Annotated in this window: 18 protein-coding genes; 11 read left to right on the top strand and 7 right to left on the bottom strand. The window is 63.8% G+C overall.

Annotated features, from left to right (window positions below):
- Positions 1-772: 772 nt before the first annotated feature.
- On the bottom strand, positions 773-1,711 hold the full coding sequence (gene ubiA, locus HCN50_RS12870; RefSeq protein ID WP_171710053.1) for a 4-hydroxybenzoate octaprenyltransferase: 939 nt from the start codon (positions 1,709-1,711) through the stop codon (positions 773-775).
- 10 nt (positions 1,712-1,721) lie between these two features.
- On the bottom strand, positions 1,722-2,378 hold the full coding sequence (locus tag HCN50_RS12865; protein WP_171710052.1) for a hypothetical protein: 657 nt from the start codon (positions 2,376-2,378) through the stop codon (positions 1,722-1,724).
- A gap of 206 nt (positions 2,379-2,584) precedes the next feature.
- Between HCN50_RS12865 and HCN50_RS12860 the strand changes: the two genes are divergently transcribed.
- From HCN50_RS12860 to HCN50_RS12835, 6 genes are all read left to right on the top strand, one after another.
- Complete coding sequence (locus HCN50_RS12860) at positions 2,585-3,331, top strand: 16S rRNA (uracil(1498)-N(3))-methyltransferase (RefSeq protein ID WP_171710051.1); 747 nt, start codon at positions 2,585-2,587, stop codon at positions 3,329-3,331.
- A 239-nt stretch (positions 3,332-3,570) separates the two neighbouring features.
- Positions 3,571-4,737 carry an ATP phosphoribosyltransferase regulatory subunit gene (locus tag HCN50_RS12855; protein ID WP_171710050.1) on the top strand — a complete coding sequence of 389 codons (1,167 nt, stop codon included), beginning with the start codon at positions 3,571-3,573 and terminating at the stop codon, positions 4,735-4,737.
- Positions 4,734-5,711, top strand: a complete 978-nt coding sequence (hisG, locus tag HCN50_RS12850; RefSeq protein WP_171710049.1) for an ATP phosphoribosyltransferase — start codon at positions 4,734-4,736, stop codon at positions 5,709-5,711. The genes HCN50_RS12855 and hisG overlap by 4 nt, the downstream gene beginning before the upstream one ends.
- A gap of 76 nt (positions 5,712-5,787) precedes the next feature.
- The gene (locus HCN50_RS12845; RefSeq protein ID WP_171710048.1) at positions 5,788-6,831 is read left to right on the top strand and encodes a glycosyltransferase family 2 protein; all 1,044 of its coding nucleotides are present in this window, start codon (positions 5,788-5,790) and stop codon (positions 6,829-6,831) included.
- Complete coding sequence (locus HCN50_RS12840; protein WP_171710047.1) at positions 6,828-7,670, top strand: ChbG/HpnK family deacetylase; 843 nt, start codon at positions 6,828-6,830, stop codon at positions 7,668-7,670. The genes HCN50_RS12845 and HCN50_RS12840 overlap by 4 nt, the downstream gene beginning before the upstream one ends.
- Positions 7,671-7,802: 132 nt before the next feature.
- A complete protein-coding gene (locus HCN50_RS12835) occupies positions 7,803-8,624 on the top strand; it encodes a DUF2076 domain-containing protein (RefSeq protein ID WP_171710046.1) in 822 nt (273 codons plus the stop codon).
- 70 nt (positions 8,625-8,694) lie between these two features.
- Here HCN50_RS12835 and HCN50_RS12830 read toward each other — a convergent pair whose 3' ends face one another.
- Positions 8,695-9,486 (bottom strand): L,D-transpeptidase, encoded by a 792-nt coding sequence (locus HCN50_RS12830; RefSeq protein ID WP_171710045.1) that lies wholly within the window; start codon positions 9,484-9,486, stop codon positions 8,695-8,697.
- A 308-nt stretch (positions 9,487-9,794) separates the two neighbouring features.
- Between HCN50_RS12830 and HCN50_RS12825 the strand changes: the two genes are divergently transcribed.
- Complete coding sequence (locus tag HCN50_RS12825) at positions 9,795-10,571, top strand: protein phosphatase CheZ (protein WP_171710044.1); 777 nt, start codon at positions 9,795-9,797, stop codon at positions 10,569-10,571.
- A 169-nt stretch (positions 10,572-10,740) separates the two neighbouring features.
- Here the strand turns inward: HCN50_RS12825 and HCN50_RS12820 are convergent, their stop codons facing one another.
- Positions 10,741-11,256: a hypothetical protein gene (locus HCN50_RS12820; RefSeq protein WP_171710043.1), complete on the bottom strand. Its 516-nt coding sequence runs from the start codon at positions 11,254-11,256 to the stop codon at positions 10,741-10,743.
- Between the two features lie 373 nt (positions 11,257-11,629).
- On the opposite strand from HCN50_RS12820, the gene HCN50_RS12815 reads away from it, so the two are divergent.
- From HCN50_RS12815 to HCN50_RS12800, 4 genes are all read left to right on the top strand, one after another.
- Positions 11,630-11,926: a co-chaperone GroES gene (locus tag HCN50_RS12815; RefSeq protein ID WP_171710042.1), complete on the top strand. Its 297-nt coding sequence runs from the start codon at positions 11,630-11,632 to the stop codon at positions 11,924-11,926.
- Positions 11,927-12,098: 172 nt separating this feature from the next.
- Complete coding sequence (groL, locus tag HCN50_RS12810; protein WP_171710041.1) at positions 12,099-13,745, top strand: chaperonin GroEL; 1,647 nt, start codon at positions 12,099-12,101, stop codon at positions 13,743-13,745.
- Positions 13,746-14,124: 379 nt separating this feature from the next.
- Positions 14,125-15,324, top strand: coding sequence for a hypothetical protein (locus HCN50_RS12805; RefSeq protein ID WP_171710040.1), 1,200 nt, complete (start codon positions 14,125-14,127; stop codon positions 15,322-15,324).
- 142 nt (positions 15,325-15,466) lie between these two features.
- Positions 15,467-16,162 carry a hypothetical protein gene (locus HCN50_RS12800; protein ID WP_171710039.1) on the top strand — a complete coding sequence of 232 codons (696 nt, stop codon included), beginning with the start codon at positions 15,467-15,469 and terminating at the stop codon, positions 16,160-16,162.
- 118 nt (positions 16,163-16,280) lie between these two features.
- On the opposite strand, the gene HCN50_RS12795 is transcribed toward HCN50_RS12800, so the two are convergent.
- The 3 genes from HCN50_RS12795 to HCN50_RS12785 all read right to left on the bottom strand — a co-directional run bounded on the left by HCN50_RS12795 (position 16,281) and on the right by HCN50_RS12785 (position 19,811).
- On the bottom strand, positions 16,281-17,474 hold the full coding sequence (locus HCN50_RS12795; protein ID WP_171710038.1) for an aspartate kinase: 1,194 nt from the start codon (positions 17,472-17,474) through the stop codon (positions 16,281-16,283).
- 115 nt (positions 17,475-17,589) lie between these two features.
- Positions 17,590-18,006: an META domain-containing protein gene (locus HCN50_RS12790; protein WP_171710037.1), complete on the bottom strand. Its 417-nt coding sequence runs from the start codon at positions 18,004-18,006 to the stop codon at positions 17,590-17,592.
- A gap of 140 nt (positions 18,007-18,146) precedes the next feature.
- Complete coding sequence (locus tag HCN50_RS12785) at positions 18,147-19,811, bottom strand: L-lactate permease (protein ID WP_171710036.1); 1,665 nt, start codon at positions 19,809-19,811, stop codon at positions 18,147-18,149.
- Positions 19,812-19,891 lie beyond the last annotated feature (80 nt).

The raw sequence follows: 19,891 nt of genomic DNA, 5'->3' as shown, positions 1-19,891 counted from the left end.
CTTCGCTCGCAATGACGCTGCGTTAGCACCGCACACACCGCTGTCATCCCCGTGAAGGCGGGGATCCAGTACGCCGCGGCTTCTCGGTTCGATCACTGCGCTTCTGGAATACTGGATCCCCCGCCTTCGCGGGGATGACGACTGAATATGCGGCGGCGATCTCGCGACATGAACTGCCCGAGCTTTGCGTCTTCTTTGCCCGCCCTCTCCAATTCAGAGGGCGCAGGGAAGACCGGGTGCGCGCCGCACCCGCGGTCTCGTGTGCTGCTTGCGCAAAAAGAAAATGCACACGAGCATACAGGTACAGCGGGAGCATCCCGGCCTTCCCTGCGCAATGGCTTTACGGCTTACTTCGTGCTCTCCCCGGAGAACGGCTCTTTTGCCTCCGTCGCCCCTGAGCAGCTTTCGCTTCTCAAAGGACTTAACGCCAGCACCGCGGCGTCCGAACCACACGACTTCGCCGTACGCTTACCGCGCGCAACGTCTCTCGCGCCATCCGCGTCCATCGCATCCCACCGCGCGTTCGTGACGTTCGCGAGCGCCCCTCTTCCGCCGTGAGACGGGCGAAGTTATGCGACTGATTTGGGTGAGAACGAAAGCGGAATATTTTTGATTTGCGGGCTTGACACGATTTCTGAAAATCAGAAGCGATTTGCCCGTCGGGCAGTCACATCACGGACGCCGCAGGATGGGCAGAGCGACAGCGTGCCCACCATCAAGCAGCGAGGTCGGTGATAATGGTAGGCACGTCGCTGCCGCTCCTTTTGCCCACCTACGAGATCTGCGCGCGCATCACCGCATCAACCAACAGTCCCGCACACAGCAACAGCCCCGCATCGCGGTTGGATTTGAAGAGGCGCAAGCACAGCGCGGGATCACTGATGTCGAGCCGTTTGATCTGCCAGGCGAGATGCGCAGCAAACGCGACCAGCCCGATCCATGCCGGCCAGCGGGCGCCGCCCAGCGTCAGGGCTGTGCCGATCAGGATCACGGCGAGCGAATATAATACCGCGAGCGCCAGATGGGTGCGCGCGCCGAACAGGCGCGCCGTGGACTTGATGCCGATCAGCGCGTCGTCCTCGGCGTCCTGATGCGCGTAGATCGTGTCATAGCCGATCACCCAGGCGATCGAGCCGGCATAGAGCGCAAGCGCGGTGAGATCGATCCGGCCGAGCGTGACGGCAAATCCCATCAGCGCTCCCCAGGAGAACGCCAGGCCGAGCACGACCTGGGGCCACCAGGTGATCCGTTTCATGAAGGGATAGATCGCGACGATCACGAGCGAGGCGATGCCGGTCAGAATCGCGAAGCGGTTGAACTGCAACAGCACAAGAAGCCCGATCAGCGCCTGCAGGACTAGGAAGGCAAACGCCTGGGTCACGCTGATCTGCCCGGCGGGCAACGGCCGCGACCGCGTGCGCTCGACGCTGGCGTCGAGGTCGCGATCGGTGATGTCGTTCCAGGCGCACCCTGCCCCGCGCATGACGAAGGCGCCGATCAAGAACAGCACGATCACGAGCGGCAATTGCGAAACGTCGCGCGCGATTCCGGCAGCCAGCGCCGCCGACCACCAGCACGGCATCAAGAGCAGCCAGGAGCCGATCGGACGGTCATAACGGGAAAGCCGCAAATAAGGCCGCGACCAGGCCGGCGCGCGCGTGTCGACCCAGTTGCCGGTCGAGTCGGCAACGCGGGCGGTTGCGTCGCTCATCGGAGCGGGGTCATCGCGCGAGAACGTTGCCGTTCAGCGTATCGAAGGTGCTGCCGCCTTTCTTGACCGGCTGCGCCTCGGGGAGCGCCGCGGACGAGCCGAGCACTTCACTGAGACTGGGACCGGCCGGCCTGGCAGCCGCCTGCTGTGCGACGGCGCAGACCTGCTTCTGCATCTTCTCGGTGTTCTTGTGACCGTTCTTGAGCTGCTCGGCGATCTGCGGCGGAATTCCACACCTGGCCGAGTTGGTCTCGACATATTTGATCATCTTCAATTCGGCCTGGCCGAAATTGCCGATCAGCTTGCAAGCCTCATCCGGCGGCGCCTTGCGGTCGCTCGCGGCCTTGATCAGCTTGCCGCGCCGCTCGGCTTCCTCGCGCAGGGGAACGAAGCCCTTCATGCAGGCGTCCGCCGGACCGCCGGCAGCCTGTGGCGGAGGCCCGCTGAATCCCTTGGAGACCGGGGCAGCACCCTCCGTCGGGAACGGCGCCGGAGCGCCGATCGATGCCGATGGCGCAGCGCCGTTGACCGGTGGAAACGGCGAAGCACCGCCCGCGGCCGCGCTCTGGTTCGGCAATGGCGCGGGAAACGCACCTTGCGCAAAGACGTGGCCCGCGTGGAACGTCACGGCGGCAGCAGTCAGCTGCACAATCAGGCGGCGAATCATCAAGGGCGTATCTCCGGCGAGGTCAGGCAACCCCAACGTCTTCGAAAACGAAGCGGATTTGCGATGGTCTTTTTTACGATTCCTGCCGATCCTTAACAACCCGTTGATTGGGGCAGCAGCGCGGCGCGACGCCGCCCAAAAGCCAAAAATGACCTCCGGATTCTAGCGCTTTAGGTTAAAAGCGGCGCGGAAACGGAACCTAAGAGATGCCCGAGCTCGATTTTCGCGCCACTCGCCTGTTCGTCGATGCCCCCTTGCGGGAAGGCGAGAGAATCGCCCTGGAGCGCAACCAGAGCAATTATCTGGGCAACGTGCTGCGGCTCTCGGCGGGCGAGAACATCCTGGTGTTCAACGGTCGCGACGGCGAATGGCGGGCCGCGATCGAGGGCCGCAAGCGGCCCGATGGCCTTGCGATCGTCGCGCAGACCCGGCCGCAGGATCGCCTGCCCGACATCGCCTACGTCTTTGCGCCGCTGAAACATGCGCGGCTCGACTACATGGTGCAAAAGGCGGTCGAGATGGGGGCCTCGGTTCTGCAGCCGGTGCTGACGCGGCATACCCAGGTCTCCCGGATCAACAGCGAGCGGATGCGCGCCAATGTCATCGAGGCCGCCGAGCAATGCGGCATCCTGAGCCTTGCCGCGGTGGCCGAGCCTATCGCGCTCGCCCGCTATCTCGACAAGCGCGAGGCCGGACGCCTGCTCGTGTTCTGCGACGAGGCGAGCGACGTCACCGGCCCAGTGCAAGCGCTGCAGGCGGCGCAGGCCGCAAGCTCCGGGATCGACGTGTTGATCGGCCCCGAGGGCGGTTTTGCCGGAGAAGAGCGAGAGCTTCTCCTGCGCCAGCCGAGCATCCTCAGGCTGTCATTGGGACCGCGGATTCTACGGGCCGATACCGCAGCGGTAGCCGCGTTGGCGCTGGTGCAGGCGGCGCTCGGCGATTGGCAGAGCTAGTCGGGGATGCAGCGGCTGACGGGTTCCCCCCTTGCGGGGGAGGGAGCCCGAGCAGCGTGCTCACCTCAGTCAGTCCCTTGCCGAACCGCCGCTGATGGCCACTGCCCATTAATTCAGTTGGCCAATCCCTGTCGAAACGCCGGTCCAGCCATGCTAAGGCCTGCGCCAAAGAGCCCCCGGACCCCCAGGGAGCCCTAAACAACCCTGGAACCCGGTTTTTCCGGGTATTTGGACGTGAAATGACCGCGACCGCCGCCGCTAAAGGTGCTGCCGGGTCCGCCGCCTGGGCGGACGCGCTGCTATTGTCGTTTGCACAAGGCGGCTACGTCCAGGCCCATCCGGCCATCCTGCAGCAGGCCGAGCCGTTTCTCGACCTCTCCGGCGAGGATATCCGCAAAAGCCTTTACCTGACCACCGACGCGTCCGGCGAGGAACTGTGCCTGCGCCCCGACCTCACCATTCCGGTGGCGCGGGACTATCTTGCCTCGGAACGTGCCGGGAAGCCGGCGGGCTTTTGCTATCTCGGGCCGGTGTTCCGCTATCGCGGCGGCCGGCCCAGCGAGTTCCTGCAGGCCGGCATTGAATCCTTCGGCCGGCAGGACCGCGCCGCGGCGGATGCCGAAATGCTGGCGCTGGCGCTGGAAGCGACCGCAGCCTTCGGACTGAAGGACGTCGAAATCCGCACCGGCGACGTCGCGCTGTTCAATGCGCTGATCGACGCGCTCGACCTCTATCCGGTGTGGCGGCGGCGGCTGATCAAGGACTTCAACCGCAAGGTCAGCCTGACCGAGGACATCGAGCGGCTGACGCTTGCGACCGCACCCGGCCATAACGAATATGAGGGGGTGCTGGCCGCCCTCGCCGGCTCCGACCGCAAGGCGGCACTCGCGCTGGTCACCGACCTGATGTCGATTGCCGGCACCACCAATGTCGGGGGCCGCACCGTCGACGAAATCGCCGACCGCTTTCTCGAACAATCGACCTTGAAGGGCGGCGCGCTGCCACGCGATGCCGTTGCGATCATCAAGCGCTTCCTCGCGATTGCGGGCGATCCCGACGAATCGGTGACGCAACTGCGCGCGCTTGCATCCGATGCCAGGCTCGATCTTGCAGCCGCGATCGACCAGCTCGAGAGCCGTATCGGCTTTATGGTCGCGCGCGGCATCGACACCAAGCTGACGCGGTTCTCCACCTCGTTCGGCCGCGGGCTCGATTACTACACAGGCTTCGAATTCGAACTGCACGCCAAGAGCAACGGCGTCGAGCCGCTGGTGGGGGGCGGGCGCTATGACGGGCTGATGACGCAGCTCGGCTCAGCGACGCCGATCCCGGCGGTCGGCTTCTCGGTCTGGATCGAGGCGCTGACGCAGCTCGGCCTGTCCAGCGCGCAAGGGAGCGCCGCATGACTGCCCCCTTCGTTCTCGCCGTTCCCTCCAAGGGCCGCCTGCAGGAAAACGCCGAAGCTTTCTTCACGAGCGCTGGCCTCTCGCTGGCAAAGCCGCGCGGCGCGCGCGACTATCGCGGCACCATCGCAGGCCTCGACAATGTCGAGATCGCCTATCTCTCCGCGAGCGAGATTGCCTCACAGCTCGCGCGCGGCATGGTGCATCTCGGCGTTACCGGCGAAGATCTCTTGCGCGAAAGCATCCCCGATGCAGACAAGCGCGTGCTGTTGATCGACGGCCTCGGCTTCGGCAACGCCAATGTCGTCGCCGCAGTGCCGCAGGCCTGGATCGACGTCCGCACCATGGCCGACCTCGACGACGTCACCACCGGCTTCCGTGCCCAGCATAACCGGCGGATGCGGGTCGCGACCAAATACATCAACCTGACGCGCAGCTTCTTCGCCGCCCACGGCGTGGTCGACTACCGCATTGTCGAGAGCGCCGGTGCCACCGAAGGCGCGCCCGCGGTAGGCACCGCCGAGATGATTGTCGATATCACCACAACCGGCGCCACGTTGGCCGCCAATGGGCTGAAGGTGCTCGACGACGGCGTGATCCTGCGCAGCCAGGCCAACCTCGTGGCGTCCCGCGATGCCGACTGGTCGCCTGCTGCCCGCGAGACCGCCCGCGTCATCCTCGATCACATCGCAGCTCGAGCGCGGGCCAGCAAGTACCGCGAGGTGCGAACGCGCTTCGCCGGCTGCAATGAGGCGCTGCTTAACGAGGCGCACAACCGTTTCGGCGTCGTGGCGCCGTTCGGCGGGCCGACCTCCTCCGGCATGCTGACGCTGCACTGCCCGCCGGTGCACCTCTATGCACTCGGCAGCTTCCTGCGCGAGCACGGCGCCGACACGGTTTCGATCGCCTCGCTCGATTATGTGCTCGACCGCGAAAATCCGCTATTTGCCAAGCTCGAAGCCTTCTTGCGGCAATAGGGCTGCCGTTTCGTTCATCGTTGCGACAGCCTCGCGCAGGTAACATATATGGTTGGATGATCCTGGGACCCGATTGATGACGCTCGGCTCTGACGTTTCTCGCCTTTCGACGACCGCGGCCGGCGCCGCGGCGCAGGGCCTGTCGATTGTCGTCCCGCTATACAACGAGGCAGCGGGGCTCGCTTTGCTGCACGAGCGGCTAATCGGCCTCGCCGGCACGCTGCAGGCGCGTTACGGCCTTACCTGCGAAGTCGTCTATATCGACGACGGCAGCGCCGACAATACGCTGTCGATCGCGCGCTCGCTTAAAGCCGATAGCCTCGACGTCCAGGTAGTGTCGCTGTCGCGCAATTTCGGCAAGGAGGCGGCGCTGATGGCGGGGCTCGACCATGCCCGCCGCGGCGCGGTGCTGTTCATGGACGGCGACGGCCAGCATCCGCCTGATATGGTCGAGAAGCTCGTCGCGCACTGGATCGATGACGGCTACGACGTCGTCTATACCGCGAAGGCACATCGCGACAATGAATCGTTCCTGCGCCGTCAGGCGGTGCACGGCTTCTACGCGCTGATCAACTGGGGCGCGCGGCAGAAGATTCCCGAGGATGCCGGCGATTTCCGCCTGCTGTCGCCACGCGCGGCGGCTGCGCTGCGCCAGTTGCCTGAGCGCAACCGCTTCTTCAAGGGCCTGTCGAACTGGATCGGCTTCCGCCAGATCCGCGTCGATTATGAGCCGGCGCCGCGCGCGCACGGCGTCACCACGTTCAGCCCGGGCCGGCTGATCGGCCTGTCGATCGAGGGGCTGACGTCGTTCTCAGTGGCGCCGCTGCGCTTTGCCAGCCTGCTCGGCGTGCTGCTCGCGATCAGCGCCTTCATATTCGGGCTGACCATTCTCTGGGAGGTCTGGACCACCGGCAAGCAGGTACCCGGCTATCCCTCGCTGATGATCGGCCTGATGACGATCGGCGGCGTGCAGCTCATCATGATCGGCATCGTCGGCGAATATATCGGCAAGATCCTCTCCGAGCTGAAGGCGCGTCCGATCTACTTCGTCGCCGAGCACACCGAAAAGCGTTCCGATGGCGAGACGGCGGTGAACGCCGAGCGGACCGCCGCCGAATGAACGACGCCGCGCTGCGCCGGATCTGGCTGTGCGCCGACGATTACGGGCTTAGCGAGGGCGTCAACCGCGCGATCCGCGATCTGATCTCGCGCCGGCGTCTCAATGCCACCTCTGCGATGGTGGTGGGACCTGCGATCGGTCGCGCTGAGGTCGCAGCCTTGCAGGATGTCGCGGCGGCGAGCCCGCGTTGCGCGATCGGGCTGCACGTGACGCTCTCGGCGCCGTTCCGTCCGCTGACAATGCATTTCCGCCCGCTCGATGGCGGCCTGTTCCTGCCGTTTCCGAAAATGCTGCGCGCGGGCCTGCTGCGCCGGCTCGATCCAGGCCTGATCGAGGATGAAGTCGCAGCGCAGCTTGCGGCCTTCAGGGAATTGTTCGGCCGCGCGCCCGACTTCGTCGACGGCCATCAACACGTGCAACTGTTCCCGCAGGTGCGCGACGGCTTTTTGCGCGCGGTGAAACAGGCCGTCCCCGGCGCCTGGGTCCGGCAGGGTGGACGCCGCAAACCATTGGCCAAGCTGCTCGGCACGCCCAAGGCGCTCGTGCTCGACATTCTCAGCGCGCAATTCCGCAAGCGTGCCGCCCGTGCTGACATCGCGTTCAACCCCGCCTTCGCCGGCGCCTATGATTTTTCGAAGCAGTCCGATTTTGGCGTGCTGATGGATCAGTTCCTGGAAGGATTGCCCGATGGCGGGCTCGTGATGTGCCATCCCGGTTTTGTCGACGAAACGCTCGCGAGCCTCGATCCCCTGACCACCCAGCGCGAGGCGGAACACGGCTATCTCGCCAGCGATCAATTCCCGGCATTGCTGGCGGCGAATAAAGTTACATTGAGCTGAGACGCTTCGACAAAATCCGCCCGGCGTTTTGTCGCATACCAAAATTTAATTCGGCCGCCCACTACTTGCGACACAAAGCCCATCTTACATCTTCCCGCGCGTCGATTGCCACGCGACGCGATGGAGAGGGCCATGACACCGCAAGAACGCCAACTGATTGACGATCTTTTCGACCGGCTCGCCAAGCTGGAAAGCGCCAAGCGTGATCCGGAAGCGATGTCGGCGATCATGCAGGGCCTGCGCAACGCGCCCAACGCGGTCTATGCACTGGTGCAAACCACGCTGGTGCAGGACGAAGCGCTGAAGCGCGCCGACATGCGCATTCAGGAATTGGAAGCGGCGGCGGCCGGTCAGCAAAACCAATCCGGCGGCTTCCTCGATTCGATGCGCGACGCGATCTTCGGACAGAGCCAGCCGCAAAGTGCGTCGCATGGCTCGGTGCCGAACGTCCGCGCGCCCGAGATGGGCAACCGGCCGACATGGAATAGCGGCCAGGTGCTGCAGCAGACGCAAGGGGGCGCACCCTACAATCAGCCGGCTTACGGCCAGCCCTATGGCGGCGCACAGCAGCAGCCGTCCGCGTTCGGCGGTGGCGGCTCGTTCCTCGGAACGGCGGCGGCGGCTGCGGCCGGCGTGGTCGGCGGCTCGCTGCTGGCGAGCAGCATCCGCTCGATGATGGGTGGCGGCAACCACCAGGCGTTCGGCGATACCGCGGGCCACAGCGGCGGCGTCGAAGACCGCAGGCCGTGGGGCGATCAGTCCGGCGGCGACCTGGCGCGCGACGCCGGCATCAACGACATCGGCTCGTCGAGCCGGCGTGCCGACAGCAACGAAGATTATGGTTCGCGGCAGGGATTCTTTGATCAGGCGTCGCACGAGGAAGGCGACGACATGGATCATGATTCCGACGATTTTGACGGTGACGACGGCGGCAGCGACAGCGATTACGCGTGACACGCGCCGGGGATGAAAACGGAAACGGCCGCCCGACCGGCGGCCGTTTTGATTCTTAGCGACACGAAACTCAGATCACCACCACCTTCGCTCCCACGCCGACGCGGCCGTAGAGATCGATCACGTCCTCGTTGCGCATCCGGATGCAACCGGACGAGACATTGGTGCCGATCGTCCAGGGCTCGTTGGAGCCGTGGATGCGGTAGAGCGAGGAACCGAGATACATCGCGCGTGCGCCGAGCGGGTTATCCGGACCGCCCTCCATGTAGCGCGGCAGGTCGGGACGGCGCGCCAGCATTTCCGGTGGCGGCGTCCAGGCCGGCCATTCCTTCTTCGCCGAGATCGTCTTGACGCCCGACCAGGTGAAGCCGGGGCGACCGACGCCGACGCCATAGCGCAGCGCCTTGCCGTCGCCCTGCACCAGAAACAAGAACTTGTTCGGCGTGTCGATCACGATGGTGCCGGGATTTTCCTTGCCGTGATATTCGACGACCTGCTTTTCAAATTTCGGATCGAGCCGGTACTGCGCCGGGTCAACCACTTCCTCCTCGCGCCGCATCGAGTGCTGCGGATCCATCGGCGGCAGCAATGTGCGCCGGCCGCCGTAGCCGTAATCCGGCTGCTGCTGGTAGACGGGCTGCCGATAGCGTCCGCCCTGCGGCAGATCGCCGAACAGGAATTCGATGAAGCCGCCACCCATGTTGGATCGTTCGCTAGACGCTATGCGCACCGGCGGCGCGGGCCGGTGCGCATAGATCACGTTAGGTTCGGTTGATGATGAGGCGTCGATCGCTGAAGCCTCACCGGTAAAGCAAAGGCAAAACACGCTCGCGAGGAGCGCTAAAGTGATTTTTCCGGACATCGACGTACTCTGTACTGTTCGTCACTGCGGGTTCGCTGGGGCTCGCGGCCGATGCGCCGCTGCACGCGATCAATACAAATCAAAACCTAATCGGTTTGGTAAACAGATCCGGCATTTCGATTCACCACGTCGGCAATCGCGTGTGGATTTGCCCGATAGCGTTTATTTTGCGTGAACGCGGCATCCGCATGGTTAACCGCCGGTGTGCGGCCGGGGACAAATCGCCGGCACGCGATATTGCGCCGTGAACCTGACGTTAAATCGCCATGGTTTAGAACACCTCGGCAATGAAGGGGTGGGAAAAACTCATGTCGGTCAATCGCAAACGTTTTCGTATCGAACAAGCCATTCTGGGCGACACGCCAATCGTCATGCCTGCCGTCGAAGGCGGCGAGATCGGGCCGATGCACCGTGAGATCATGGCTGAGCTGCGCGCGATCCGCGCACAGATGGCAAGCTTCGGCCACGTCCGCGCCGCCGGGACCGAGGTCGCGGATGTTGCGCGCGAGATTGCCGAATCCCACGCGCTCCTCGAAACCTATCGCGCCCAGATCGAGCAGTGCGAGAAGCTGAAGGTCGAGCTCGACCTCATTCACGACGCCATCAACCGCACCAAGCGCGAGATCGCCACCCTGCACGGCAAGAGCTTTGACGGCCAGGAAATGGCCAAGGTCAACGGCGAACTCGGCGCCGTCGTCGGCGGCACCGAACAGGCCACCCAGCAGATTCTGGAAGCCACCGAAGCGATCGACCAGGCGGCAACCGCGCTGTCGAAGAACATCTCGCCCGATCAGCAGAAGCTGCTCAGCGAGGAAATCCAGGAGCGCGTCGTCTCGATTTTCGAAGCCTGCAACTTCCAGGACCTCACCGGCCAGCGCATCAGCAAGGTGATGACCACGATGAAGTTCATCGAGCAGCACATCTACACGATGATGGACATCTGGGGCGGCGTCGACGCCATCAAGGCGCACGCCGCGCCGATCGTCGACACCCGCGAAGGCGACGCCAAGCTGCTCAACGGCCCGAAGCTCGACGGCGACGTCGGCCATGCCTCGCAGGACGATATCGACGCGCTGTTCGATTGATCGGGCTGGTTAACGCGCGCTAATCAAAACGCCGGCAGCATGCCGGCGTTTTTTTGTTGTTTGTTACGATGTCATTCCGGGGCGATGCGAAGCATCGAACCCGGAATCTCGAGATTCCGGGTCTGGTGCTAACGCACCATCCCGGAATGACGCCGCCTAATCCGTTGCCTCACGCCCGCGGCGCGCAGCGCACATACACCATGTTGCCGTAACGGACCGCGGCATCCTTTTCGATGAAGCGGGTCACCAGCACGCGGCCGTCGAAGGAGACGATCTCGCGGTCCTGTTCGCCGCCGGCCGGACCGGGCGGACCGATATAGTTCTTGCCGCTCGGGCTGCCCTTGAGGCGCAATTCCTGTGGCGTGGCCTGGTCGGCCAGGTGCATGACGACGCCGCCGCTGGCGCCGGCGCCGATCACATAGGGCTGCTTGCACTGCCCTCGCGCCGCGGCTTCGGTGCGGGCGCGGTCATTCGGATTCTGGAACGAAGCAAGGCCCCAGCGGCCGACGATCTCGTCGGCGCGGATGGTCGCGGGCATTTCCGGCGCAACCCCGGGCTCGGGCTCGGGCGCCGAACTGGACGATAGCGATGGCAGGCTCATGCTGCCGCACGCCCCCAGCAGAATCGCGAGCGCCGACGCGATCGCCAGGTTGGCAACCGTACGTGCGTTACGTGAGCTGATCATCGCATTCCCCCGAGCAAATCCTGAAGGCCGCTCCCGTCAAGCAGCCAATCCGTCAAGCAGTCGATTCCGTCAAGAGCCAACCGCAAAAAGCCTGCCGGAGCAATGACGTCGGTTGAAATTACGCCGCTGCGCCGATTTGGTTTCCGTGGGAGCATCTTATATTGGCCTCACCAAGGCCTTAACCCCCTTGTTTGCTTGACAGGATCGGCGCCAAGCCATATTCCCCGGCTCCAAGTTTAGCACTCAAATACAACGATTGCTAAGGGTTGTCCTGTCCCGCCCGGGGAGGCGTCGAATACCCGGCATTCGCAGCCATTTTCGATGGCACAGACCTGAAACCGAGCCCTTCAGAGGAACTTCAAGAGGAGACGTCATGGCTAAAACCAAATTCCGTCCGCTGCACGATCGCGTCGTGGTCAAGCGCATCGATGCCGAAGAGAAGACCAAGGGCGGCATCATCATTCCCGACAGCGCCAAGGAAAAGCCGTCGCAGGGCGAAGTCACCGCCGTGGGCCCGGGCGGCCGCGACGAGGCCGGCAAGCTGATTCCGATCGACGTCAAGGTCGGCGACCGCGTGCTGTTCGGCAAATGGTCGGGCACCGAGGTCAAGCTCGAGGGCGAGGAACTCCTGATCATGAAGGAGTCCGACATCATGGGCGTGCTGACGTAAGCTTTAAGGGCCGAAGCGCTGCCGCGCTTTCCTTCGTCATGCCCGGGCTTGACCCGGGCATCCATCCTCTTCGGAAGAGTCACGCGAAGGCGATGGATTGCCGGGTCAAGCCCGGCAATGACGGCGAGGAAAGAACAGCGGCTGATTACCCCAATTTCCAGGAGCAAATTCAATGGCTGCCAAAGACGTTAAATTTTCCGGCGATGCCCGCGACCGCATGCTGCGCGGCGTCGACGTTCTCGCCAACGCGGTGAAGGTGACGCTCGGTCCGAAGGGCCGCAACGTCGTGATCGAGAAGAGCTTCGGCGCGCCCCGCATCACCAAGGACGGCGTCACCGTCGCCAAGGAGATCGAGCTCGAGGACAAGTTCGAGAACATGGGCGCGCAGATGCTGCGCGAGGTCGCCTCCAAGACCAACGACACCGCTGGCGACGGCACCACGACCGCGACCGTGCTGGCGCAGGCGATCGTGCGCGAAGGCGGCAAGGCGGTCGCGGCCGGCATGAACCCGATGGACCTCAAGCGCGGCATCGACATCGCCGTCCAGGCCGTCGTCAAGGATCTCGAGAAGCGCGCCAAGCCGGTCGCCGCCTCCTCCGAGGTCGCCCAGGTCGGCACCATCTCGGCCAATGGCGACACCGCCATCGGCAAGATGATCGCGCAGGCGATGCAGAAGGTCGGCAATGAAGGCGTGATCACGGTCGAGGAAAACAAGTCGCTCGAGACCGAGGTCGACATCGTCGAGGGCATGAAGTTCGACCGCGGCTACCTGTCGCCCTACTTCATCACCAATGCCGAGAAGATGACCGCCGAGCTTGAAGACGTCTTCGTGCTCTTGCACGAGAAGAAGCTCTCCGGCCTGCAGGCGATGCTGCCGGTGCTGGAAGCGGTGGTGCAGTCCGGCCGTCCGCTCCTGATCATCGCCGAGGATGTCGAGGGCGAGGCGCTGGCGACGCTGGTCGTCAATCGCCTGCGCGGCGGCCTGAAGGTCGCCGCCGTCAAGGCGCCGGGCTTCGGCGACCGCCGTAAGGCCATGCTGGAAGACATCGCGATCCTGACCGGCGGTCAGTTGATATCGGAAGAACTCGGCATGAAGCTCGAAAGCGTCACGCTTCAGATGCTCGGCCGCGCCGGCAAGGTGGTGATCGACAAGGAAAACACCACGATCGTCAAGGGCGCCGGCAAGAAGAAGGACATCGAGGCCCGCGTCACGCAGATCAAGGCGCAGATCGAGGAAACCACCTCGGACTACGACCGCGAGAAGCTGCAGGAGCGGCTGGCCAAGCTCGCCGGCGGCGTCGCCGTGATCAAGGTCGGTGGCGCGACCGAAGTCGAGGTCAAGGAAAAGAAGGACCGCGTCGAGGATGCCCTCAACGCGACTCGCGCGGCCGTGCAGGAAGGCATCGTGCCGGGCGGCGGCGTGGCGCTGCTCCGCGCCAAGAAGGCGGTCGGCCGCATCAACAACGACAATTCCGACGTCCAGGCCGGTATCAACATCGTGCTGAAGGCGCTGGAAGCCCCTGTTCGTCAGATCTCGGAGAACGCCGGGGTCGAAGGCTCGCTCGTGGTCGGCAGGATCCTCGAGAACAAGTCCGAGACCTTCGGTTTCGACGCCCAGACCGAGGAATATGTCGACATGGTCGATAAGGGCATCATCGACCCGGCCAAGGTGGTGCGCACCGCGCTGCAGGACGCCTCCTCGGTCGCCGGCCTCCTGGTGACCACCGAAGCCATGGTCGCCGAACTGCCGAAGGAGCCGGCGCCGGCAATGCCCGGCGGTGGCGGCGGCATGGGTGGAATGGGCGGCATGGGGTTCTGAGCCCCGCAGCCCGCTTCCCGCGCCAACGGATCGAAGGCCGCCCCAGGGCGGCCTTCTTTTTTGCGGTGGGTTACGAACAAAGACCGGGAGTGACGGCGTTCAGGAAGCTGTGATCTCTCTCATGTGAGGTGGAGCAAGCTGGCGGGGCTCCCTCCCTTGCGCGAGAGGGAACCCTTCCGCCGGTGCGTCCCTGGCAAATGGATGACAAGCACAAAAATGCGATGTCGTTCGAAGCAACGTTTCTTGCCGGGCAGACATCTCGCCGATTTTCGTTAAAGCGGTGAGCGGCATGACGCCCCCTCACCGCGTTCTTTTTGGCTGAAGACACCGGAGTTTGCTGATAGGACGTCACCGATTTCATCTTTCCGGGACATTTCGCATGCGCGCGCTCTGCCTTCTGCTGCTCGGTCTGGCGACGGCCATCCCTCACCTCGCTTTCGCCCAGACGAAACTTCCCTCCAAGACGGCGCCCGGCGGCCCTGAGACGCGCTATTTCACTGCAATCGACGGCCTGATGGATGGTAATGCCGACGTCGTGCTGAAGGAGACCCGGCAAGGCAAGACTGTCACCGCGGCGACTCTCGACGTCTGCTATCCCGCCGCGAAGGGCTCCGACCGCAAGGATCGCTTCGTCGCCAATCTCACCGTCAACGGCCAGAGCCTGACCGGCACCACGCAGAGCCTCGGTGACAAGCAGCCGGTCACCGTCAAGCTCACGCGCAAGCCTGTCGGCGACACCTTCGAATTCCGCGGCCAGATCGCGATCGGCCAGACCGTGACCGAAGTGGCGTCGACGGACAATTCCGATCTCAGCGAGAAGGAGTTTCTGGAGAGCCAGACCAGCGACGACGGCATCACGCCGGCGCCGAAGGATTTTACCGAGGTTTCGCCGGAGGCGATCGGCGTGCGGATCAAGCTCGACACGGCGCTCGATTTCCTCAAAAGCCTGAAGGGCGAGGCCGTCGAGGTTGCCCTCTCCAGCCTGTCGATCACCTGCGATGCGCTGCGCGCCGGCGAGCAGACCATCAACCTCACGAGCGATCCGGAGCGGGCCGCTGCGCTGATTGCGAAAGCCAAGGCGATGCCAGGCGTGGTCGCCGCCGGTTGGACCAGCGGCGCCATCGAGATGGACCGCACCATACGCTTTGCGGCCGCCGAATGGCGCGATGGCGACAAGATCAACAGGGACAAGATCGCGGCCGCGATTTCGGGCGTGCTGGCCAAAACGCTTTCCGCCAAGCCGGCGGAGGCGAGCTGGGATGCCAATACCGGAAAACTGGAACTCAGCTTCAAGCGGCCGAGCCCGATCTATCCGCCGCTCGGCCTCACCGAAACTGTTGAGATCACCGCGCTGGTCTCGCCGGACAAACCGGGCGCGACCGACCGGCTGATGCTGTGGGTCTCGAGCCCGGTGATCACCACCGCCGATGAAGGCGCGGGTCCGAAACTGCACCTCACCGAAGAGTCCACCGGCGACGAGGAAGGCGGCGAACCAAAGGATGACAATGGTTCGCTTGATGCGCTGGCGAAGGAGTTCAAGGGCCAGCGCTGGGACGCCGACCGGAGTGTGTGGAAGTAGCAGGCAACGCATTGGGCGCGATGACGAAAGTCCAGATCGACGTGATCGGGAAATAACGATGCCAATACATTACGCCCCCCGATCGTTAAGACTCGATTCAGTTTAAAGGAACATCATCGGCCAGTTGAACCGGGGTCACGCCATGCAAGACCGCGAGCCGAGTACCTTTGAAAGCATCTGGCCGGGGAATGTGACTGATGGCCGAGGGCCGGAGCAGCCGGCGAGCCTGTGGAATTTCCTCAAAGCCGACCGCGACGAGATTTTGGTGGTGCGGGAGCCATTTGGCGACCGGGCGCGCGCCGCCTTGCTGGTGACTGTGGCAGTGGTGGCAAGTTTTGCGCTGGGCTGGGCCGGCGGTCTGAATTGGCCGCAGTTCGCAGGCACGCTCGGCCTCGAAGAGGTTGCGCAGAAGGAAGCCCCCTCCCCGCGCATTGCCGAAGCACGACCGTCCGGCAGGATCGAAGGCACCCGAAAGACGGCATCGGCGCTGGACTCGCCCGCCATCGTCGGCAGCATTCCCAAGCCGTCCGCCCTGTTGCCGGGCGGCGCCCGCCCGTCTTCGGGCCCGGCCTCCCAGGCAAATGTGAATCCTTCCCCTGCTGCGCTCGCGATACGGCAGCAGCCTTTGGTGGCCGCGCCGGAAACCAGGCCGACCACTATTTCCGGATGGACGGTCGTTGATGTCAGGGACGGTACCGCCGTTCTCGAAGGCCCCGACGGCATCAGGATGGCCGCGCGCGGCGACACCATTCCCGGCATCGGACGCGTGGAGTCCATCGTGCGCTGGGGCGGCCGTTGGATCGTTGCCACCGCCAGCGGATTGATTGCGACGCCGTAACCGCGCGATAACGAGGACGGGGTTGGGCCACCCTGCCCACGGTCAATGCGCGCCACTACGAAAAACGGTTTCTTCCCCGCCAGCCGGACTGAGCTTTGGTTCACAGTGCGCAAGCCAACTAGATGAGCGCGTGCAAAGCCTTGACCGCGGCCTCGCGGCTCTCGACCGGAATAAACAGATTTACCGAATGCGATGACAGAACATATTTGTCGGCGACAATTCCGTGATGTTTCAAAATCTGAATCGCCTTAAGCGGCAGGTCCGAAGCAACGCCGCCGAAGCAGGTGAGGCTCACCGAACTTAAGGTCTCACGTTGCTTGCGCAGGTCCTTGCTCTGTTCCAGCGTGCGTAGCAAAGTGTCGAGCGACTCCGAATCGCACGTCATCATCATGCGCGTCTTTCCATCGGTGAAAGCCGAAGCGAGGAGTTGCGGCCAAGGCAAGCCATTTTGTTTGAGATGTTGCGCGAATTTCTCGAAGCCTTGATTGAGATCCGCCGAATCGATCTCCACATGCTCAATGCGCGCCATCGAGTTGACGGCCAAAACTTTTCCGTTTTCCATTCCCGTCATCTCTTTCATCACTTGGGTGCTGTGTTCCGCGTCGCCCCATTTTTTTAGAACCAAAGGCACATTTTGGCTTTGGGCCAGCGCCACGCTGCGAAAGTGCAAAACCTTGGCGCCCCAAAAACACATTTCCGATAGCGATGCGAAATCCAGCTGACGCAAGGGTTTTGAATTCGCCACGATGCGCGGATCGGCCGTGCAAACGCCGTCGACCTCTTTGATGATTTCACAGCATTCGGCTTTTAGCGCCGCGGCCATGGCGACAGCGGTGGTGTCGCTGCCGCCCCGGCCCAGCGTGGTGATTTCCTTGGTCACCGGGTTCACGCCCTGAAAGCCGGCCAGGACCACGATGCGGCCGCGATCGAGTTCTTCGCGCACGCGAATCGGCCGCACATCCAAAATGCGCGCGGAGGAATGGGACTCGTCGGTCATCACTCCGGCTTGACTACCGGTAAAACTGATCGCCGGCACGCCGAGATCAGATAGCGCCATGCTCATCAGGGACATGCTGATGCGCTCACCGGTCGTCAACAACATGTCGAGCTCGCGGCGATTGGGATGCGGGCTGACCTGATAGGCCATTCTGACAAGTTCGTCGGTGGCCTTACCCATCGCCGAAACAATCACCACGACGCGATGACCACGGCCATGCAACTCGGTCAGTCCGCTCGCGACCGCGCGGATTTTTGCCGGCGTTTCAAGACAGGCGCCGCCGTATTTCTGCACGATGATGGGATTGTTGCGCATGCACCCCACGGAAAATGCCTTGAGGGCAGCATACATGCTAACACGACGATCGGCGATAGGGCGGCTATCACCGCCACCGCGTTTACCTTAACCTTCGGTATTGTGAGCGCGCGTCCTAATTCGTATTGATCCGGAACCGCAGCGTCTTGGTGCCGACAAACGACACGAAGTCGCCCTGCCGCTTCCAGGTACCCGCCTCGGCGAGCGCTGCGATCAGTTCGTCATCCTGCTGCGCGCGATCCGGCGGACAGGGGCGGTTTTCCATCGCGCCGGGAACGAAGATCACGCTGTTGCCCGCCACCGAAAACTGGCCCTTGCCGCCCTTGCACCAGAGTTCGAGCACCACCTCGCCCTTGTCGCCGATCTCCAGGTTAGGGATCCGCTTCGATCCGCGCTGACGGTCGACGTCGAGTGTCATTTCGGAGCCGAAGGGAAAGCCGTCATCGGCGCGCCCCGCGCTGAACGGCAAGGCGGCTGCGAACAGCAGGAGCGAAGCGGCGCCTGCACGGGCCGTACCTACGAATGAAATCATGTCCCCTCTCAAAACATTCCGACCGACCACGCCGCGCGCCGTTCTATTGAACGGCGAGGCGATTGGCTAGGGCAAGAATGTCACCGGCTGACAGGTAAGGCTCCCTCCCCTTTGCGGGTCGAGCGGTGCAACCGCGGCGCCTACTTCAGCACCAGCATCGTGAACGGATAGACGTAAGCCTGCAGCGTCACCAGCACGCCGACAAGGCAGGCCAGCACGATCGAATGCAGGAAGACGTAGCGCAGGATCGAGCCTTCGTGGCCGTACCAGTTCGTGGCGGTCGAAGCGACGACGATCGATTGCGCGTCGATCATCTTGCCCATGACGCCGCCGGAAGAGTTAGCGGCGGCCATCAGCACCGGCGACAGGCCGAGCTGTTCGGAGGTGATCTTCTGCAAGTTGCCGAACAGCACGTTTGAAGCGGTATCCGATCCGGTCAAGGCGACGCCGAGCCAGCCGAGCAGCGTGCCGAAGAAGGGATAGAGCACGCCGGTCGCAGCGAAGGCCAAGCCGAGGGTGGCATCGACGCCGGAGAGTCGCGTCAGCGTTCCGATCGCGAGCATCGCCGAGATCGTGACCAGCGAAATCGCGCACAGCCTGATGGTGCGGCCGTATTCCGCGACCATCTTCAGCGGCGAGAAGCCCATCAGCAGGCCTGAGACGATGGCGGCGAGCAGCATGCCCGTGCCGGTGAAGGACAAATAGGTGAAGTCGAACAGCGCCGCCTCCGGCGTCGGCTTCGCAGCCACCGGCGGTACCTTGTTGATCATGTTGTGCAGCTCGGGCACCTGATATTTCCAGGCAAAGTTGGCGTTCGCCCAGCCCTTGAACGCGCCGCTGCCCCAGATCAGCATCACCACGCAGACGATGATCCACGGCAACAGCGCACTCCACAGCTCGCTTTGGCTGAGCTTCGTCGTGTCCAGCGGCTTGGCGGGCGCCATGGTCGCAGCCGACTCATCGCGTCCGCGCAACGCCGGCGAGGTCCAGAGTTCGCGCGGCTGCCACACCTTCAGAAAAAGGATCAGGCAGCCCATCGAGATCAGCGACGCCCCGATGTCGACGATCCAGGGGTTGATGAAATTCGAGATCACGAATTGCGGGATGGCGAAGGAGACGCCGGTGACGAGAATGGCGGGCCAGATCGCGATCATGCCGCGCCAGCCGGCGAACGCCCAGATCAGCCAGAACGGCACGATCAGCGAGAAGAACGGCAATTGCCGGCCGACCATCGCGCCGAGCACATAAGGATCAAGGCCGGTCACCGACGCCAGGCCCTGGATCGGCGTGCCGAGCGCGCCATAGGCGACAGGGGCGGTGTTGGCGATCAGCGAGAGGCCGGAAGCCGCCAGCGGCGAGAAGCCGAGGCCGATCAGGACCGCGCCGGTGATCGCCACCGGCGTGCCGAAGCCCGACGCGCCTTCGAAGAAGGCACCGAAGGCAAACGCGATCAAGAGCAGTTGCAGCCTGCGGTCGGTGGTCACGCCGCCGATCGCGCGCTGCAGGAGCTCGAACCGCCCGGTCTCGACCGTGATGCGGTAGAGGAAGATGACATTGAGCACGATCCAGCCGATCGGGAAGAAGCCGACCACGACGCCGAGCAGCGAGGCGCGGATCGACATGCCCGCGGGCATGGTGAAGATGGCAATGGTGACGATATTGGCGACGATGAGTGCGATGATGGCCGCGAGATGGGCCTTGACCTTGCCACTGGCGATCAGCACCAGCAACGTGACCACAGGCACTGCGGCGGCGATCGTCGACAGCGCGGTGTTGCCAAGCGGATTATAAATTTGATCCCACATTGCGGTTCTCCCCACATCTGTTATTGACGCGCCCGTCGGCGCCGATTGGCCGGGCACTGGTTGGACGATCGCGGGAAGCC

This window comes from Bradyrhizobium archetypum (assembly GCF_013114835.1).
Classification (GTDB): Bacteria; Pseudomonadota; Alphaproteobacteria; order Rhizobiales; family Xanthobacteraceae; genus Bradyrhizobium; species Bradyrhizobium archetypum.
The sequence above is the reverse complement of the archived record's forward strand: the minus strand, read 5'-3'. Positions and strand labels throughout refer to the sequence as shown.